Genomic DNA, 16,846 nt, shown 5'->3' with positions numbered 1-16,846 from the left:
CTACAATAGATTGTATTCGAATGTGAATAATCTTTGATGAGAATCCATAACAAATGCCTTAAGTATTTTCGTAGTATATTTTTAGTAATATGCTGAATGGTGTATAAACGCATAATGTTTATCTACTTACTCAAAAGATGCTCCTATATTCTGCTATCGTTCTTTAATTTCAAATAACTAGGGAAAAATAATTACTTTTGCGCTCGGATTCGACTAGCAAGTCCGAACGGAACACAGTTAAATTTACAGTACATGATTATCCCAAAAACAGCCGAAGAAATCGAATTAATGCGCGAAAGTGCTTTACTCGTTTCCAAAACATTAGGCGAAATAGCCAAAGTGATTAAACCTGGCGTAACGACATTACAATTAGACAAACTAGCCGAAGAATTCATCAGAGATAATGGTGGAATTCCAGGATTTTTAGGATTATATGGCTTCCCAAATTCACTTTGTATGAGTCCAAATGCACAGGTCGTACACGGAATCCCAAATAACAATCCTTTACAAGATGGCGATGTAATTTCTGTGGATTGCGGCGTGCTTAAGAATGGATTTTACGGTGATCATGCCTACTCTTTTGAAATTGGCGAAGTAGCTCCCGAAACCAAAAAACTATTGAAAGTTACCAAAGAATCTTTATACGTTGGGATAAAAGAATTCAAAATCGGTAATCGCGTAGAAGATGTTGGGAATGCCATTCAAAAATACTGTGAATCGCATGGATATGGCGTAGTTCGTGAATTGGTTGGTCACGGATTGGGAACCAAAATGCATGAAGATCCCGAAATGCCGAATTATGGAAAACGAGGTCGCGGAAAATTATTCGTAGAAGGAATGGTTGTGGCTATCGAACCGATGATTAATATGGGAACGAAAAATATCAAGCAGCTCAAAGACGGCTGGACGATATTAACAGCTGACGGAAAACCAAGTGCCCATTTTGAACATGATGTCGCGCTAATAAACGGCAAACCGGAACTACTTTCCACATTTCAATATGTGTACAATGCTCTGGGAATCGTAAGTAACGAAGAAGACGAATTCCGTCAAAAACCGCTAGTGCTGTAATGAAAAAAATTTTCAAATTTATACTGAATACGATTCCGAGACCAATTCTTATTCGTTTAAGTATTGTGGTTCGACCGATATTGGCATTTTTACTAAAAGGAAGCCGTTTCACCGACCCAATAGATGGAAAGAGTTTCCGCATGTTTTTGCCTTATGGCTATGGAAATCAAAGAAATAATGTACTTTCACCAAGTACGCTTTCGTTAGAAAGACATCGGTTATTGTGGCTGTATCTTCAAAATGAAACCGACTTCTTTCAATCTGAATCCGTTTCAGATGCTCCTATCACAAACAACAAACATATCAAACTACGAGATACTGAATCAAGTTCAGTATTAAAAGTACTTCACTTCGCTCCGGAACAGGAATTTTACAAGCGCTTTAAAAAACAAACCAATATTGATTACACCACCACAGATTTGTTGTCCCCTTTAGCAGATGTTAAAGCCGATATTTGTAATCTCCCTTTTGAAGACAACACCTACGACATCATCTTCTGCAACCATGTTTTAGAACACATTCCCGATGACACCAAAGCCATGCAGGAATTGTATCGTGTGCTAAAACCCGGCGGAATGGGAATTTTCCAGATTCCACAAGACTTGTCAAGAGCCACTACCTTTTCGGATGATTCGATTGTCGACCAAAAAGAACGGGCCAAAATCTTTGGGCAATACGACCATGTTCGCGTTTACGGAAGAGATTATTTTGACAAACTCAGAAGTATCGGTTTTAAAGTGATTGAAGAGGATTATACCAACAAAATCGCTCCAAAATTAGTCGAGAAATATTGCTTGGCAAAAGGTGAAATCATTCCTATTTGTTTTAAGTAAAACATAAGTCTTGGCATAATCTTGGTAAGTAAATTTTAGTATCTTTACGAATCAGATTTACAAACTATGTTAAAAAAGTTATTCTCTACGAGCTTATTATTGGTTTCCTTGTTCTCATTTTCTCAAATTGAGAAAGAAATCATTCCACCTTACAATATCAAAACCGTAAGTTTCGTTCAAAACAATCAAAATGCCATTCCGGTTTTTCGTTTAGGCGATAGTTTTTCCTTTCAATTTGACGACTTGTTTGGCAACGAAGCCAATTACTTTTACGTAATCACACATTGTGACTACGATTGGAAACCTTCTCAACTGGTAAAAGCCGAATATTTAACAGGTTTTGACGACCAACGAATTCAGGAGTATACTAACTCGCTCAACGCACTGCAGATTTATTCTCATTATCGTATTTCTTTTCCTAACAAACTAACACAATTCCGTGTGAGTGGCAACTATATGATTAAGATTTTAAATGATGATAAAGAAGTGGTTTTTTCACGCAAGTTTATCTTATTTGAGGAATTGGTTTCCGTTCCGATGCAGGTAAGAAGAGCCCGAAATCTAGCTGTAGTTGAACAGAAGCACAACCTTGACTTTGCTATAAAATCGGCGACTATCAATTTTCAAAGTCCACTACAAAATGTAAAAGTTATGCTGATGCAAAACGGCAGGTTCGACAATGCTATAACGAACATCAAGCCGCAGTTTACCATCGGAAATGACTTAATTTATAAATATGATGCCGAAACCCAATTTTGGGGTGGAAATGAATTCCTGTTTTTCGAAAACAAAGACATTCGTGCTGCCAATAACAATATTGCTAGAGTGGATTCGCAAAGCGGATTGTACAATGCATATTTATATTTATCTCAGGCCCGACTTAACGCACCTTACACCTACTTTCCTGATATCAATGGCAATTTTATCGTAAGAAACATTGGCGTCGAAAATAATGAAATCGAAGCCGATTATGCTTGGGTATTCTTCTCGCTCTCTGCTCCTACTTACTATGACAACAAATCGATTTATGTGAACGGCATGTTCAACAACTTTGCTCTTGGAGAAGAAAACAAAATGGAGTATAATGCCAAAAAAGGAATCTATGAAAAAGCCATCATGATTAAACAAGGTTTTACCAATTTCCAATATGTGATTGCGGACAAAAACGGAAAAGTTGATGAGAAAAATGCTATCGACGGCAACTTTTTCCAAACCGAGAATAATTATTTTGCATTAGTGTATTACAGAGAAAATAATCAGCGTTACGATAGAATCATCGGCAAAGGGATTGCTAGTTCTGTAGATATAACTAACTAAAAATTAACACTAAAATAGCGCCAAGAATAGTATTTTTTGTAATTTTGGCTTCACCTTATACATTGATTTATGGTTTCTCAAATAACAAGAGGTATAAAAATTTCGGTTTTGACTAGTTTTGAAGGTACATACTTCAAAAACTACAAGATTCATTTTGCCTTTAGTTATGAAATTACCATTGAAAATCACAGCAAAGATTCCGTACAATTAAATACCCGTCATTGGGAAATTCTTGATTCTCTTAACGACATTGAGATCGTAGATGGCGAAGGGGTTATTGGTAAAAAACCCGTATTGAAACCTGGCGAAAAACACACGTACAATTCTGGTTGTTTATTGTCTTCTCCTTTCGGAGCTATGAGCGGTTATTTCAATATGATCAATTTTACAACTACCAAAACGTTTAAAGTAATCGTACCAACGTTCAAGTTGAGTGCTCCTTTTGCGTTGAATTAAAACTTCTGTTAAAGACAAATTAATCTTTGTCCCCTCTTATTAAAAATTCAACTTTTCCTTTGTACTTTTGTGTAAAATGTAATAATTCTCAAGAATTGAATTATCAAATTATCAAATCGTCTAATTTTCAAAATTATATAAATTATGCCAAAAGGTTTTTTCCATGTCCCAAAAGCGGTCAATGAACCCGTAAAATCATACGCTCCAAATTCCCCCGAAAAAGCAGCAGTTTTAGCAGCTTACAAAAAAATGTGGAACGAAACCATTGATGTTCCCAATTATATTGGTAATGAGGAAATCAGAACCGGGAATACCAAAAACATGACGGCGCCACACGACCACCAACATATCGTTGGAAAATATCATTTGGCCGAAAAAATACATGTAGAAAAAGCTATTGTATCTGCTTTAGAAGCCAGAAAAAAATGGGCTAATATGGCTTGGGAACAACGTGCGGCTATCTTTTTAAAAGCTGCCGAATTAATCGCCGGACCTTATAGAGCGAGAATCAACGCTGCAACCATGATTGCACAATCAAAAACTATTTATCAGGCGGAGATTGATGCTTCCTGTGAATTAATCGACTTTTTGCGATACAACGTTGAATTCATGACGCAGATTTATAACGATCAACCAAAGTCGGTTTCCGATGTATGGAATCGAGTAGAATATCGTCCATTAGAAGGTTTTGTGTATGCGATTACGCCTTTTAATTTTACCGCTATTGCAGCCAATCTTCCCGCAAGTGCCGCATTAATGGGAAATACTGTCGTTTGGAAACCAAGTGACAGCCAAGTCTTTTCGGCAAAAATAATTATTGATGTATTTAAAGAAGCCGGCGTTCCCGATGGTGTTATCAATGTAGTTTTTGGTGATCCTGTAATGATTACCGACACTATTTTGGCGCATCCAGATTTTGCCGGAGTGCACTACACTGGTTCCACGTTTGTGTTTAAAGAAATCTGGAAGAAAATTGGTGAAAACATCCATACCTATAAAACGTATCCAAGAATTGTTGGTGAAACGGGAGGGAAAGATTTTGTTTTGGCACATCCAAGTGCCAATGTAAAACAAGTCGTTACTGGAATTACACGAGGTGCTTTTGAATTTCAAGGACAAAAATGTTCCGCAGCTTCGAGAGGTTATATTCCGCAAAGTTTATGGCCCGCTGTAAAAGAGCAGTTGATTACGGATGTTAAGTCGATGAAAATGGGTTCACCTGAAGATTTTGGAAACTTCATAACGGCTGTAATCCACGGTGGTTCTTTTGATAAATTAGCCAAAGCTATTGATCAAGCAAAAGCTGATGCTGATGCCGAAATCATCGTTGGTGGAAATTATGATAAATCCAAAGGCTATTTCATCGAACCAACTGTAATTGTTACCACCAATCCGAAATATGCCACCATGGAAACCGAGCTTTTTGGACCAGTGATGACCCTTTATGTATACGACGATTCTAAATGGGCTGAAACGCTAAAATTAGTTGACCAAACTTCAGAATATGCTTTGACTGGAGCCATTTTTAGTCAAGACCGATATGCTATTGAGGAAGCTACTTTAGCCTTGCAAAATAGTGCCGGAAACTTCTATATCAATGACAAACCAACAGGAGCGGTGGTTGGAATGCAACCCTTTGGTGGAGCCAGAGCTTCGGGAACAAACGACAAAGCAGGTTCTATGCAAAACTTATTGCGTTGGGTTTCTCCAAGAACCATTAAAGAAACTTTTGTGACTCCAGAAGATTATCGTTATCCATTTTTAGGAGAATAACTTTTACTACCATTACAATTTTTAAAAGTCCGAGTTTTGCTTGGACTTTTTTTTATAAATTTGAACAAATAACCTGAATGTCAATTTCTTAAAAATACAGCTATGAAAATAAAATTACTTTTACCTTTATTATCTATTTCGTTATTCGGTTTTTCTCAAAATCAGGTAAATTCTTTTTACGGAACATCGGGTGCAATCAATAAAATTGTAACTACGGCAGCTCCGCTTAGTCATGGCTCTGGCGGCACTAATCAAACTTGGACCTTTGGTTCTTTTCTTAATCTTGGTACATCAACGTATACCTATGTTGCACCTACAGCAACAGAAACGTCAACGTATCCCGGAACCAATAATGTTATTGTAACTACATCATTAGAAGGAAATACCACAACTGTAGGAAGAATGTTTACCAAAAATAACGCGGGTGCCATTTCGATTACCGGATTAAATTCGACCGGATTCACCATCAATTGCAATGGCGGTAACAATGGTGCTGGAAATGCAACTTTAGGAACTTTTCCGCTGGTGTATCCGTATACCAATACCGATAATACCGTTAGCGGATCCTTTAACTACGGTACTAATTCGGGAACATTTTCAGGAAGTTTAGTGACCAGTGTTGATGGTTACGGTGTTTTGAATTTGACCGATTACGGGTTTACTGCCAATGTAACCCGATTAAAAACAGTATTATCTGTGACTTTGTATGTAAGTATTTTTCCAGTAGGGACAGCGACTCAAACCAGTTACGCTTACTATGACCCAAATGATGCCACTAACAATTTTAAGTTTAGGAGTGTGAACACTGTCGTTGTCGCTTCAGCAGCTGGCATCAACGAAAATGTAACAACACTTGAAGTTGCAAATTCTGCAACCCTAGGGAATACTCAAAATACATTACAGTCGGTTTGGATTCAAAACCCAGTTCAAGACATTATCCAAATCAATGCCACAGAAACCATTGAAAACGCCAAAATCCAAGTTATCGATATGTTGGGAAAAACAATGTATCAGACAAAAGCGCAAACTATAAATGGCGTTATGGAAATACCAGTTTCTTTGAGCAAAGGAATGTACCTAATCACCATAGAAAATGAGAAAGGAAGCGTTAACAAGAAGATTATAAAAAGCTAATTCATGAAAAAAATCATATCCTTTTTTTTGTTGGCAATCGTTTTAATTTCTTGTTCAAAAGATAATAACCGAGAATCTGAAACTTCAGAATTTTTAGGAAAATGGAAAATGACTGAAGTATTATTTGATCCTGGTGATGGCTCTGGTACGTATCAACCTGTAACAGAAAATAAAATCATAGAATTTTTAAGTAATGGTAGCGTTACCTCTAATTATTCGTTTTGCAATGTAGTTACTCCAGCTGACGGCAATTATTCAGCACCCTATTTTGCATCTGAAAATCAGATTTCACTCGAGGACTGTTTTGACTCGCAATACACAATTGAGTATCAGTTACAGGGAGACAATCTGATACTCTATTATCCCTGTATTGAAGCCTGTTCCTATAAATTTGTTCGAATGAGCTTGTAATTTATGCTTTAAACTTTAACGGCAAATGCACAACCTTCTTGGTTTCAAAGAACTCATCTGTGAAGAAATCGGCAATATTGTATTCGGTTGCTTTGGGGAAATCTTTTAATTCTTCAGTCAGATCACCACCTTTTAAATACAGAATTCCGTTTTGCAATTCGTGCTTGTTTTGCTTTTTGATTTTGTCTTTAATCCACGAAACAAAGTCGGGCATATTGGTAACAGCTCTACTCACTATGAAATCATAATCGCCTTTTACATTTTCGGCACGCATTTGTTCAGCTTTGACATTTTTTAGTCCCAATGCATCAACTACCGCTTGCACTACCTTGATTTTCTTCTGAATAACATCAATCAGGTAAAAACGCGTTTCAGGGAACAGTATTGCCAATGGAATTCCGGGAAAACCTCCGCCAGTTCCAACATCAAGAATGTACGTTCCGGGTTCAAAAGGTTGGATTTTAACTATGGCCAACGAATGTAAAACGTGTTTTGTATATAATTCATCAATATCCTTACGGGAAATTACATTGATTTTTGCATTCCAATCCTGATACAAGGCTTCCAATTTTTGAAACTGTAGTATTTGATTTTCAGTAAGATTAGGGAATTGTTTGATAATTTCTTCCATAAATTGAATTTTCAACAAAAATAGTGCTTTTGGTTAATAATTATGATTTGTTTATAATCTTTAAAAAATTATAATATTTATCTTTGAGCAAAATTTGAACGCATACTATGAGTACTACAACACCTATTTTTTCTAAAAATGATAATTTAAAATTCTTCAGAACGTTAAATTCTAGAGTCAATACTTATTTTAAGGAAAACAATTTAAACAAAACCGGAAACTGGAAATTACATCTGAAAACAATCGTGATGTTCTCTATTTTCTTAACACCTTATTTTATTTTACTGGCCATGCAAATGCCAATCTGGGCGTATCTTTTGTTCAATGTAGTAATAGGAATTGGAATGGCTGGTGTTGGAATGAATGTTATGCACGATGGAAACCACGGCGCATATTCCTCAAAATCATGGGTTAATAAAATCATGGGCGGAAGCATATACATTTTGGCCGGAAATGTTTACAATTGGCAGGTTCAGCACAATGTATTACACCATACTTACACTAATATTTTAGGCCATGATGAAGATTTAGAAGCAGGAAGAATCATGCGTTTCACAAAAGAAGCCAAATGGTATCGTTTTCATAAATTCCAACAATATTACTCCATTTTATTATACGGACTATTAACATTCAATTGGTCTATTACTACTGATTTTCTTCAGATGAAACGCTATCTGAAACGAAATTTATCTTACGGTGAATTCAAAAAACCGGTCATTCGTTGGACTACTTTAATTATCACCAAAATTATTTACTTCTCTATTTGGATCGTAATTCCAATAATTTTGGGCGTTACATGGTGGAAAGTTGTACTAGGATTTTTAGTAATGCATTACACTGCTGGAGTAATCTTAAGTGTTGTTTTCCAATTGGCACACGTAGTGGAAGATACAGATAATCCAATCCCAGATGACAATGGCGAAATTGAAAACACTTGGGCTATACATCAATTATTTACTACCGCTAATTTCGCACCAAAAAACTGGTTGGTAAACTATTACACCGGAGGCTTGAACCATCAGGTAGAGCACCATTTATTTCCAAATATTAGCCATATTCATTATGGAAAAATCGCTGAGATTGTAAAGCAAACTGCCGCTGAATGTGAACTTCCTTACTACGAATTCAAAACAACCAGAGCAGCAATTCTCTCGCATTTCCGCCATTTGAAAGAACTGGGAAGACAACCTCAATTAACATAAAACATTTGTAAAGACGCCCGTAGTGGCGTTTTTCATTTAACATAAATCACACATCAGCATGACTACTATTTTATCGGACAGAATCAATAATTTATCTACCTCACAAACCCTTGCCATGGCAGCATTGGCAAGAGAATTAAAAGCCCAAGGAAAAGACATCATCAGTTTAAGTTTGGGAGAACCCGACTTTAACACACCCGATTTCATCAAAGAAGCTGCAAAAAAGGCAATTGATGAAAATTACAGCACCTACACGCCGGTTGATGGTTACGTAGAATTAAAAGAAGCCATCTGCCGAAAATTCAAACGCGACAATAACTTAGACTACAAACCTTCCAATATTGTAGTATCTACAGGCGCCAAACAATCGCTGTATAATATTGCCCAAGTAATGCTGAATGATGGTGATGAAGTAATTTTACCAGCGCCGTATTGGGTTTCCTATTATGAAATTATCAAATTATCGGGCGGAATTCCAGTGGAAGTACCTACTTCGGTAGAAACCGATTTTAAAATGACGGCCGAGCAATTAGAAAAAGCCATCACGCCCAAAACCAAAATGATGTGGTTCAGTTCACCCTGTAACCCAAGTGGCTCCGTATACAACCGCGAAGAGCTGACTGCCATTGGTAAAGTATTAGAAAAATATCCAAACATCTATATCGTTTCAGACGAAATCTACGAACACATCAATTTCTCAGGGACATTCTGTAGTATCGGTTCTATACCGGGATTATTTGACAGAACAATTACCGTAAACGGAGTAGCCAAAGCTTTCGCCATGACCGGTTGGAGAATTGGGTATATCGGAGCACCCGAATTTATCGCCAAAGCGTGCACCAAAATGCAGGGACAAGTTACTTCGGGAGCCAATTCTATAGCGCAAAGAGCTACAATTACCGCTGTTGATGCCAATCCAAATGTACTAAACGAGATGGTCTCCGCTTTCAAAAACCGCAGAGACTTAGTAGTAGGTCTAGCCAAAGATATTCCCGGTTTTAAAATCAATATTCCGGAAGGTGCCTTCTATCTTTTCCCAGATGTTTCTTCGTATTTCGGCAAAACATTACGCGGAAAATTTATTGCAAACGCCGATGATTTCTCGATGTATTTATTATCCGAAGCCAACGTAGCGACAGTTACTGGTGACGCTTTCGGCAACCCCAATTGCATCCGCCTTTCCTATGCCACCAGCGAAGACCAATTAACAGAAGCCTTCAAAAGAATCAAGGAAGCACTAGCATAAAACATAATGCCTCAAGGAAACTTGGGGCTTTTTTTGTCATACTGAGCGCAGTCGAAGTAGGGCGTTACCTTTCAGGTCGGGCTTTCCGTTGCAATCTTTTGTTTTGTCATCCCGAGCGCAGTCGAGGGCGTTTTCACAAAAACAAAAGGATTTCCTCTGCAATCCCTAACGCAAATAATTATACAATACAACTATATCTTTATACCATGTCAAAAATACTTTTACTCGGTTCGGGCGAATTAGGAAAAGAATTCGTTATTGCAGCACAACGCATCGGACAAACCGTAATTGCTGTCGATAGCTATGAAAACGCTCCGGCCATGCAAGTAGCTCACGGCTTTGAAGTCATCAATATGCTCGATGGTGCCGCACTAGATCGTATCGTAGCCAAACACCAACCCGATTTTATCGTCCCCGAAATTGAAGCCATTCGCACCGAACGGTTTTACGAGTACGAAAAACAAGGCATCACGGTGGTACCTTCTGCCAAAGCAGCCAACTTTACGATGAACCGAAAAGCCATCCGTGATTTAGCATCCAAAGAATTAGGTTTACGAACCGCCAATTATCGCTATGCGACTTCTGCCTCAGAATTACAAAAAGCGGTTGCCGAAGTCGGAATTCCCTGTGTAGTGAAACCTTTGATGAGCTCTTCCGGGAAAGGACAATCCACCATTAAAACCGAAGCCGATATTGAAAAAGCATGGCGTTATGCCGAAGAAGGTTCGCGTGGCGATATCGTAGAAGTCATTATTGAAGCCTTTGTCAACTTCAATTCCGAAATCACCTTGTTGACCGTTACCCAAAATAATAACCCAACACTGTTCTGTGCTCCTATTGGACACCGTCAGGAACGTGGTGATTATCAAGAAAGTTGGCAACCGGCACATGTTTCTGACAAGGATTTGTTTGAAGCTCAGTATATGGCCGAAAAAGTAACCGAAGCTCTTGGAGGAGCAGGATTATTTGGCGTAGAATTTTTCCTCACTGATGAAGGCGTTTATTTCTCAGAATTGTCTCCAAGACCACACGATACCGGAATGGTAACTTTAGCGGGAACCCAAAATTTCAACGAATTTGAATTGCACTTACGCGCTGTTTTAAGTTTGCCAATTTTTGAAATTACGCTGGAGAAAGCTGGTGCTAGTGCCGTGATTTTAGCCAATGGCGATTCCAATCAACCTACTTTTTCGGGAATTTCGAAAGTAGCGGCCTTACCTAAAACTGATTTTCGTATCTTTGGGAAGCCAACTTCAAGACCTTACAGAAGAATGGGAGTTGTTTTAACGAATGATTCCCTCGGAACATCTATTGAAGGACTAGTTGAAAGAGCAAAAGAAACAGTAAAATTAATAACCGTAAATTTATAGATTATGAAGAAAGTAATTTCAATCCTTTTCCTTTTTGTTTGCCTATCCGTAAATGCTCAGGAAAAGCTAAAAACTCAAATCGTAGAAGCTTCCTGTGGTCAATGCCAATTCGGAATGAAAGGCAAAGCGGGTTGTGATACAGCAGTTCGCATAGACGGAAAAACCTATTTCGTGGACGGAGCGGACATCAATCACCATGGCGATGCTCACGCCGCTGACGGTATGTGTTCCACTATCCGAAAAGCAGAAGTTGTAGGTGAAGTTAAAAACGACCGCTTCGTAGCAACCTCATTCAAGTTACTACCTGTTGAAGGACATGATCCTCACAAAGGACACAATCACTAAAATATAAATCGGTCTCATTTTATAATGAGACCGATTTTTTTATGCTTCAGTTTCAGCAACTTTTATTGTATTTTTGAAATATGAGCATGATACTACAAAACATTTCTAAACACATTGCATTAACGCAAGAAGAGCAGCTGTTGCTAATCTCTAAAATTGAAACCCGAAACTACAAAGCCAAAACCATAATTCTTAATGCCGGAGAAGTTTGTAAATACTCCTATTTCGTCAATTCGGGTTTGCTCAGAAGTTTTACGATTAACGACAATATCGTTGAACATGTTTTAAGTTTTGCCTGCGAAGGTTGGTGGATTGGCGACATGTATAGCTTACTATCCCAAAAACCGGGAAATCTCTTCATCGAAGTTTTAGAAGATGCTGATGTCGTTTTATTATCCAAAGAAAATCAGGAGCAACTCTACTTTGAAATCCCCAAATTGGAACGATTTTTCAGAATTCTCACTGAAAACTCCCTCGTAGCGCATCAGGAACGATTGATGGACAACCTAAGCCTAACCGCTGAAGAACGTTTTGACAAATTCTGTAAACGATACCCAACTATTATTCAGCGTGTACCTCAAAAACAAATCGCATCCTATATTGGTGTAACGCCAGAATTCTTTAGTAAGATGAAAAGCAAAATGCTTAAAAAATAATATCTTAATCTACATTAAGTGCCCACTCCAAGTAGTCGCTGTAAATTTGTATCATAATAATTACTAAATTTAAACATTATGAAAAATACAGTGGTACACAAAGCAAACACACGCGGACATGCAGATCACGGTTGGTTAAATGCACATCATACTTTTAGCTTCGCTAGTTACTATGACCCAAACCGGGTTCAATTTGGCGTACTCCGAGTTTTAAACGATGATATTGTAGCTCCAGGCATGGGATTCGGGACACATCCTCACGATAACATGGAAATTATAACTATTCCATTAGAAGGAGATTTGGCGCATAAAGACAGTATGGGCAATACCGAAGTGATTAAGTTTGGAGACGTTCAGGTAATGAGTGCCGGAACCGGAATTCAACACTCAGAATTCAACCCAAATCACGATAAAAGAACGAATCTGTTGCAGATTTGGGTATTTCCAAAAACAAGAAATGTGGAACCTCGTTACCAACAAATTACATTAGACACTACCGATAGACACAATAAATTCCAACAGGTTTTGTCACCAAATGCTGATGATGCCGGAGTTTGGATTCACCAAGATGCTTGGTTTCACATGGGAAATTTAGACAAAGGAACTAGTATCAATTACAATCGCAAAAAAGAGGGCAACGGTTTGTATGTTTTTGTAATCAAAGGAAGCGTAAAAGTAGACGGGCAAGCATTAGAACAACGTGATGGTTTGGGAATAACTGATTTTGATCACTTAACTTTCGAAGCTACTTCGGATGCTGAAGTGTTGTTAATGGAAGTTCCTATGATTCAATAAACAGTAGTATTATGACCGAAGTACAATTAAAAATCAATGATAAAAACGGCTTTTTTTATATTGATGTAGAGGGCAAACACGAAGCTATGATGACCTTTGTTTTTGCAGGCGAAGACAAAATCATCATCGATCATACGGAAGTGAAACCCGGAAATGAAGGCAAAGGTTTCGGAAAAAAAATGGTGACTAAAGCTGTCGAATATGCTCGAGAAATCAGCATCAAAATCATTCCTCTTTGCCCTTTTGCAAAAAGTGTTTTTGACAAAGTACCCGAATTTAGAGACGTTTTATAATAATAACTAACCTGTAGAATAGCATAATTTTGCAGGTTTTATTTAAAAATAATATGGCAAATCTTTTAGAAAATAACGTAGAGGGAAAAATCGGCAAACAAAAATACCTATGTACTATTTCTTGGCGCAACGGTACCTTGTTGATGGACGAACCTGAAAATGTTGGCGGACAAAATATCGGACCTGACCCATTTTCAACGTTCTTGGCATCTTTGGCTGGTTGCACTTTGTCTACGCTACGCATGTATATTGACAGGAAAGATTGGGATATTCCGGAAATTAGCATCTCTTTAAATCTCGCGCAAGAATTGAATCCGGACTTAGAGACTAGTATTTCAAGAGTTATTACTTTCCCTTCCAACATCAGTGAGGAACAAAAAGAACGATTACTGTTGATTGCAGAAAAATGTCCGATCTCTAAAATCCTTAAAAACAAAATATCCATCAACACCACCCTATAATATGGATCCAAAAGACCTTACCAAAGAATATACCAATGGCGAAGTGACCATAGTTTGGCAATCGGGGAAATGCATTCACTCTGCCAATTGCGTAAAAAACAATCCGGATGTTTTCAAACCAAAAGAAAAACCTTGGATAACCCCTGAAGGTTCTTCAACAGATAAAATTATCGAAACCATACAAAAATGTCCTTCGGGAGCTTTAACGTATTACATGAACAATAAATAATGAAAAAAATCATCGCTTTTGGCGGTTCGTCAAGCAAAAATTCCATCAACAAACAATTGGCTGTTTATGCCGCGAGTCTGTTTCCCAATGCATCTGTAGAAGTATTAGATTTAAATGACTATGAAATGCCGGTGTTTTCTGTAGACAAAGAAAAAGAAGATGGAATTCACCATTTAGCACAGGCCTTTTATGACAAAATCGGAACCGCTGATTTCATTGTGCTATCGTTGGCTGAACACAACGGAGCCTATTCCTCAGCCTTTAAAAACACTTTGGATTGGGCGTCAAGAATTAACAACAAGACCTTTCAGCAAAAGCCTATGTTACTTTTGGCAACATCTCCGGGAGCTCGAGGTGGCAGCAGTGTATTAGACATTGCGACTAAAAGATTTCCGTTTCAAGGCGCTGAAGTGAAAGCCAGCTTTTCATTGCCAAGTTTTAATGAAAATTTTGATACTGAAAAAGGAAATATCAGCAATGAAGAGCTGAAAGAAAATCTCCTTGAAATTATAGATTCAATCGAGCTATAAAATGATATTTTTAGCATTCAAGACAATATTGTTTTAATTATTCTTTTAAATTTGCTCAGCCCTATTGGGCAAAACACGATTAACCTTAAATATCCTATTTATGAGAAGCTTAAAAGCCCTACTCCTTGTTTTAGTATTATCCATGCTGCTTTCATCATGTACAAATGATGATCCTTTAGCAAAGGTGAAGTATCAAATCAGTGGATTTGACAATTCAATTACACAAATAAAGTATAACATTGTGGGTGGTGGTTCTATAACGGTAACGAACCTTAGCGATTTTGGTAACGGCGGAGGTGATTCAAGGACATTGAATGTTAATCTACTGCCATTTGACGCTAAACTTGAAGTGGCTGCAAATAATGCGACTAGTGCCAACAAGCAATATGTGTTGAAAATTTTAGTCGACAATCAGCCTAAAGCTTCCTATACTATTGATGTTCCTCCCGGAGGAAGTTCATCCGGAGAAGTAACCTATACCGTTGAAGCAAACTAAAAGAGTATTTAGGATACTCAAATCCATAAAAACAATAAAACATTAAGATGAAAGCATACGTATTTCCAGGACAAGGGGCACAATTTACCGGAATGGGTAAGGATTTATATGAAAACTCCGCTGCGGCAAAAGAACTTTTTGAAAAAGCCAACGAGATTTTAGGCTTCCGAATTACTGATATCATGTTTGAAGGTACTGCAGAAGAATTAAAAGAAACGAAAGTAACTCAGCCCGCCGTTTTTTTACATTCCGTTATTTTGGCAAAAACCTTGGACATTAAACCCGATATGGTAGCGGGACATTCTTTAGGAGAATTTTCGGCTTTGGTTGTGAATGGCGCTTTGTCTTTTGAGGACGGACTAAAATTAGTCTCTCAACGTGCTTTAGCAATGCAAAAAGCCTGTGAAATTACTCCATCTACAATGGCAGCCGTTTTAAATTTAGACGACAAAATTGTTGAAGATATTTGCGCTTCTATAGACGGAGTTGTGGTAGCAGCTAACTACAATTGCCCCGGACAATTAGTGATTTCAGGAGAATATAAAGCCGTAGAAATTGCCTGTGAAAAAATGAAAGAAGCTGGTGCTAAACGCGCCTTAATTTTACCTGTTGGTGGCGCTTTTCATTCGCCAATGATGGAACCCGCTAGAGAAGAATTGGCTGCGGCTATTGAAGCAACAAATTTTAATGTTCCATCGTGCCCAGTATATCAAAACGTAACTGCAAATGCAGTTTCTGATGCCAATGAAATCAAGAAAAACCTAATCATTCAATTGACTGCTCCTGTAAGATGGACACAATCGGTGCAGCAAATGATACAAGACGGAGCCACAAGCTTTACAGAAGTGGGACCAGGAAAAGTTTTGGTTGGATTAGTAAATAAAATTGACAAAGAGGTAGAAACGATTTCGGCTTAATGAAAGATATACTCGAAATCTTAAGCGAAATTGAATCTGCTAAAGTCCTTTCCAACACCATCGATTATGAGGATTATGTGCCTTTGGATTTGTCTGTCACGAATGTAAATTTGTCCAAACAAAAACTGGAAACTTCGAGAGATTACGTAAATTACATTCAGGAATATTTAGACAATCATCAGGCAAAAATTGCTTTTGGAGGTTATCAGGAACATCGAAATTTATACCAAAGAAGCACCGTTTTCAAGAATCACGACACTGATGAACGCAATATTCATATTGGTTTGGATTTATGGATAAACGAATCTGCTCCGATTTATGCCGCTTTGGATGGAACGATTCACAGCTATCAAAACAACGACTCTCTTGGCGATTATGGCCCGACACTAATTTTGAAACATCAAATAGAAAATTTTACGTTTCATACTTTGTACGGTCATTTGAGTTTGGATAGTTTAGAAGACAAAAAAATTGGTAACTTTGTAAAGAAAGGACAACACATCGCCAATTTAGGTTTGCCACCAATTAATGGAGATTATGCGCCGCATTTGCATTTCCAAATCATTATTGATATGGAAAATAAAGTTGGTGATTATCCTGGAGTCTGCAATTCAAAAAAACTGGCTTTTTATTTGGCCAATTGTCCAGATCCGAATTTGTTATTAAAAATCAAATTATGA

At 37.7% G+C, this 16,846-nt stretch carries 21 protein-coding genes; 20 read left to right on the top strand and 1 reads right to left on the bottom strand.

The window, feature by feature from the left end:
• Positions 1-252: 252 nt before the first annotated feature.
• The 7 genes from map (at position 253) to ACULEU_RS02210 (ending at position 6,995) form a co-directional block, all read left to right on the top strand.
• Positions 253-1,071, top strand: a complete 819-nt coding sequence (map, locus tag ACULEU_RS02240; protein WP_445453832.1) for a type I methionyl aminopeptidase — start codon at positions 253-255, stop codon at positions 1,069-1,071.
• Complete coding sequence (locus tag ACULEU_RS02235; RefSeq protein ID WP_445453831.1) at positions 1,071-1,904, top strand: class I SAM-dependent methyltransferase; 834 nt, start codon at positions 1,071-1,073, stop codon at positions 1,902-1,904. The genes map and ACULEU_RS02235 overlap by 1 nt, the downstream gene beginning before the upstream one ends.
• Before the next feature lie 66 nt (positions 1,905-1,970).
• Positions 1,971-3,221 (top strand): type IX secretion system plug protein, encoded by a 1,251-nt coding sequence (locus ACULEU_RS02230; protein WP_445453830.1) that lies wholly within the window; start codon positions 1,971-1,973, stop codon positions 3,219-3,221.
• Positions 3,222-3,290: 69 nt separating this feature from the next.
• On the top strand, positions 3,291-3,677 hold the full coding sequence (apaG, locus tag ACULEU_RS02225) for a Co2+/Mg2+ efflux protein ApaG (protein ID WP_445453829.1): 387 nt from the start codon (positions 3,291-3,293) through the stop codon (positions 3,675-3,677).
• A gap of 144 nt (positions 3,678-3,821) precedes the next feature.
• A complete protein-coding gene (gene pruA / locus ACULEU_RS02220) occupies positions 3,822-5,450 on the top strand; it encodes an L-glutamate gamma-semialdehyde dehydrogenase (RefSeq protein ID WP_445453828.1) in 1,629 nt (542 codons plus the stop codon).
• A gap of 102 nt (positions 5,451-5,552) precedes the next feature.
• Positions 5,553-6,584, top strand: coding sequence for a T9SS type A sorting domain-containing protein (locus tag ACULEU_RS02215; RefSeq protein WP_445453827.1), 1,032 nt, complete (start codon positions 5,553-5,555; stop codon positions 6,582-6,584).
• Between the two features lie 3 nt (positions 6,585-6,587).
• The gene (locus ACULEU_RS02210) at positions 6,588-6,995 is read left to right on the top strand and encodes a hypothetical protein (protein WP_445453826.1); all 408 of its coding nucleotides are present in this window, start codon (positions 6,588-6,590) and stop codon (positions 6,993-6,995) included.
• Between the two features lies 1 nt (position 6,996).
• Here the strand turns inward: ACULEU_RS02210 and rsmG are convergent, their stop codons facing one another.
• Positions 6,997-7,626 (bottom strand): 16S rRNA (guanine(527)-N(7))-methyltransferase RsmG, encoded by a 630-nt coding sequence (gene rsmG / locus ACULEU_RS02205; RefSeq protein WP_445453825.1) that lies wholly within the window; start codon positions 7,624-7,626, stop codon positions 6,997-6,999.
• A 107-nt stretch (positions 7,627-7,733) separates the two neighbouring features.
• On the opposite strand from rsmG, the gene ACULEU_RS02200 reads away from it, so the two are divergent.
• The 13 genes from ACULEU_RS02200 (at position 7,734) to ACULEU_RS02140 (ending at position 16,846) form a co-directional block, all read left to right on the top strand.
• Positions 7,734-8,828: a fatty acid desaturase family protein gene (locus tag ACULEU_RS02200; protein ID WP_445453824.1), complete on the top strand. Its 1,095-nt coding sequence runs from the start codon at positions 7,734-7,736 to the stop codon at positions 8,826-8,828.
• Between the two features lie 58 nt (positions 8,829-8,886).
• Positions 8,887-10,074 (top strand): pyridoxal phosphate-dependent aminotransferase, encoded by a 1,188-nt coding sequence (locus tag ACULEU_RS02195; protein ID WP_445453823.1) that lies wholly within the window; start codon positions 8,887-8,889, stop codon positions 10,072-10,074.
• Positions 10,075-10,280: 206 nt separating this feature from the next.
• Positions 10,281-11,444, top strand: coding sequence for a formate-dependent phosphoribosylglycinamide formyltransferase (purT, locus tag ACULEU_RS02190; RefSeq protein ID WP_445453822.1), 1,164 nt, complete (start codon positions 10,281-10,283; stop codon positions 11,442-11,444).
• A 3-nt stretch (positions 11,445-11,447) separates the two neighbouring features.
• Positions 11,448-11,789, top strand: coding sequence for a DUF6370 family protein (locus ACULEU_RS02185; protein ID WP_445453821.1), 342 nt, complete (start codon positions 11,448-11,450; stop codon positions 11,787-11,789).
• 80 nt (positions 11,790-11,869) lie between these two features.
• Positions 11,870-12,445, top strand: a complete 576-nt coding sequence (locus ACULEU_RS02180) for a Crp/Fnr family transcriptional regulator (protein WP_445453820.1) — start codon at positions 11,870-11,872, stop codon at positions 12,443-12,445.
• 78 nt (positions 12,446-12,523) lie between these two features.
• Positions 12,524-13,240, top strand: coding sequence for a pirin family protein (locus ACULEU_RS02175; RefSeq protein WP_445453819.1), 717 nt, complete (start codon positions 12,524-12,526; stop codon positions 13,238-13,240).
• 11 nt (positions 13,241-13,251) lie between these two features.
• Entirely contained in the window at positions 13,252-13,533 is a 282-nt protein-coding gene (locus ACULEU_RS02170; protein ID WP_445453818.1) for a GNAT family N-acetyltransferase, read from the top strand.
• Positions 13,534-13,586: 53 nt separating this feature from the next.
• Positions 13,587-13,994, top strand: coding sequence for an OsmC family protein (locus ACULEU_RS02165; RefSeq protein ID WP_445453817.1), 408 nt, complete (start codon positions 13,587-13,589; stop codon positions 13,992-13,994).
• A 1-nt stretch (position 13,995) separates the two neighbouring features.
• Positions 13,996-14,223, top strand: coding sequence for a (4Fe-4S)-binding protein (locus tag ACULEU_RS02160; RefSeq protein ID WP_445453816.1), 228 nt, complete (start codon positions 13,996-13,998; stop codon positions 14,221-14,223).
• Positions 14,223-14,753, top strand: a complete 531-nt coding sequence (locus tag ACULEU_RS02155; protein ID WP_445453815.1) for an NADPH-dependent FMN reductase — start codon at positions 14,223-14,225, stop codon at positions 14,751-14,753. The genes ACULEU_RS02160 and ACULEU_RS02155 overlap by 1 nt, the downstream gene beginning before the upstream one ends.
• A 100-nt stretch (positions 14,754-14,853) precedes the next feature.
• Positions 14,854-15,249 (top strand): hypothetical protein, encoded by a 396-nt coding sequence (locus tag ACULEU_RS02150; RefSeq protein WP_445453814.1) that lies wholly within the window; start codon positions 14,854-14,856, stop codon positions 15,247-15,249.
• Between the two features lie 47 nt (positions 15,250-15,296).
• Positions 15,297-16,166, top strand: coding sequence for an ACP S-malonyltransferase (gene fabD, locus ACULEU_RS02145; protein ID WP_445453813.1), 870 nt, complete (start codon positions 15,297-15,299; stop codon positions 16,164-16,166).
• Complete coding sequence (locus ACULEU_RS02140; RefSeq protein WP_445453812.1) at positions 16,166-16,846, top strand: peptidoglycan DD-metalloendopeptidase family protein; 681 nt, start codon at positions 16,166-16,168, stop codon at positions 16,844-16,846. Before fabD ends, ACULEU_RS02140 begins: the two co-directional genes overlap by 1 nt.

It is taken from the genome of Flavobacterium sp. 25HG05S-40, from assembly GCF_052654735.1.
The sequence above is the reverse complement of the archived record's forward strand: the minus strand, read 5'-3'. Positions and strand labels throughout refer to the sequence as shown.

Bases quoted from the DNA above. Each gene is read 5' to 3' on its own strand.
- map (WP_445453832.1), top strand. From the start codon at position 253: ATGATTATCCCAAAAACAGCCGAAGAAATCGAATTAATGCGCGAAAGT.
- ACULEU_RS02235 (WP_445453831.1), top strand. From the start codon at position 1,071: ATGAAAAAAATTTTCAAATTTATACTGAATACGATTCCGAGACCAATT.
- ACULEU_RS02230 (WP_445453830.1), top strand. From the start codon at position 1,971: ATGTTAAAAAAGTTATTCTCTACGAGCTTATTATTGGTTTCCTTGTTC.
- apaG (WP_445453829.1), top strand. From the start codon at position 3,291: ATGGTTTCTCAAATAACAAGAGGTATAAAAATTTCGGTTTTGACTAGT.
- pruA (WP_445453828.1), top strand. From the start codon at position 3,822: ATGCCAAAAGGTTTTTTCCATGTCCCAAAAGCGGTCAATGAACCCGTA.
- ACULEU_RS02215 (WP_445453827.1), top strand. From the start codon at position 5,553: ATGAAAATAAAATTACTTTTACCTTTATTATCTATTTCGTTATTCGGT.
- ACULEU_RS02210 (WP_445453826.1), top strand. From the start codon at position 6,588: ATGAAAAAAATCATATCCTTTTTTTTGTTGGCAATCGTTTTAATTTCT.
- rsmG (WP_445453825.1), bottom strand. From the start codon at position 7,626: ATGGAAGAAATTATCAAACAATTCCCTAATCTTACTGAAAATCAAATA.
- ACULEU_RS02200 (WP_445453824.1), top strand. From the start codon at position 7,734: ATGAGTACTACAACACCTATTTTTTCTAAAAATGATAATTTAAAATTC.
- ACULEU_RS02195 (WP_445453823.1), top strand. From the start codon at position 8,887: ATGACTACTATTTTATCGGACAGAATCAATAATTTATCTACCTCACAA.
- purT (WP_445453822.1), top strand. From the start codon at position 10,281: ATGTCAAAAATACTTTTACTCGGTTCGGGCGAATTAGGAAAAGAATTC.
- ACULEU_RS02185 (WP_445453821.1), top strand. From the start codon at position 11,448: ATGAAGAAAGTAATTTCAATCCTTTTCCTTTTTGTTTGCCTATCCGTA.
- ACULEU_RS02180 (WP_445453820.1), top strand. From the start codon at position 11,870: ATGAGCATGATACTACAAAACATTTCTAAACACATTGCATTAACGCAA.
- ACULEU_RS02175 (WP_445453819.1), top strand. From the start codon at position 12,524: ATGAAAAATACAGTGGTACACAAAGCAAACACACGCGGACATGCAGAT.
- ACULEU_RS02170 (WP_445453818.1), top strand. From the start codon at position 13,252: ATGACCGAAGTACAATTAAAAATCAATGATAAAAACGGCTTTTTTTAT.
- ACULEU_RS02165 (WP_445453817.1), top strand. From the start codon at position 13,587: ATGGCAAATCTTTTAGAAAATAACGTAGAGGGAAAAATCGGCAAACAA.
- ACULEU_RS02160 (WP_445453816.1), top strand. From the start codon at position 13,996: ATGGATCCAAAAGACCTTACCAAAGAATATACCAATGGCGAAGTGACC.
- ACULEU_RS02155 (WP_445453815.1), top strand. From the start codon at position 14,223: ATGAAAAAAATCATCGCTTTTGGCGGTTCGTCAAGCAAAAATTCCATC.
- ACULEU_RS02150 (WP_445453814.1), top strand. From the start codon at position 14,854: ATGAGAAGCTTAAAAGCCCTACTCCTTGTTTTAGTATTATCCATGCTG.
- fabD (WP_445453813.1), top strand. From the start codon at position 15,297: ATGAAAGCATACGTATTTCCAGGACAAGGGGCACAATTTACCGGAATG.
- ACULEU_RS02140 (WP_445453812.1), top strand. From the start codon at position 16,166: ATGAAAGATATACTCGAAATCTTAAGCGAAATTGAATCTGCTAAAGTC.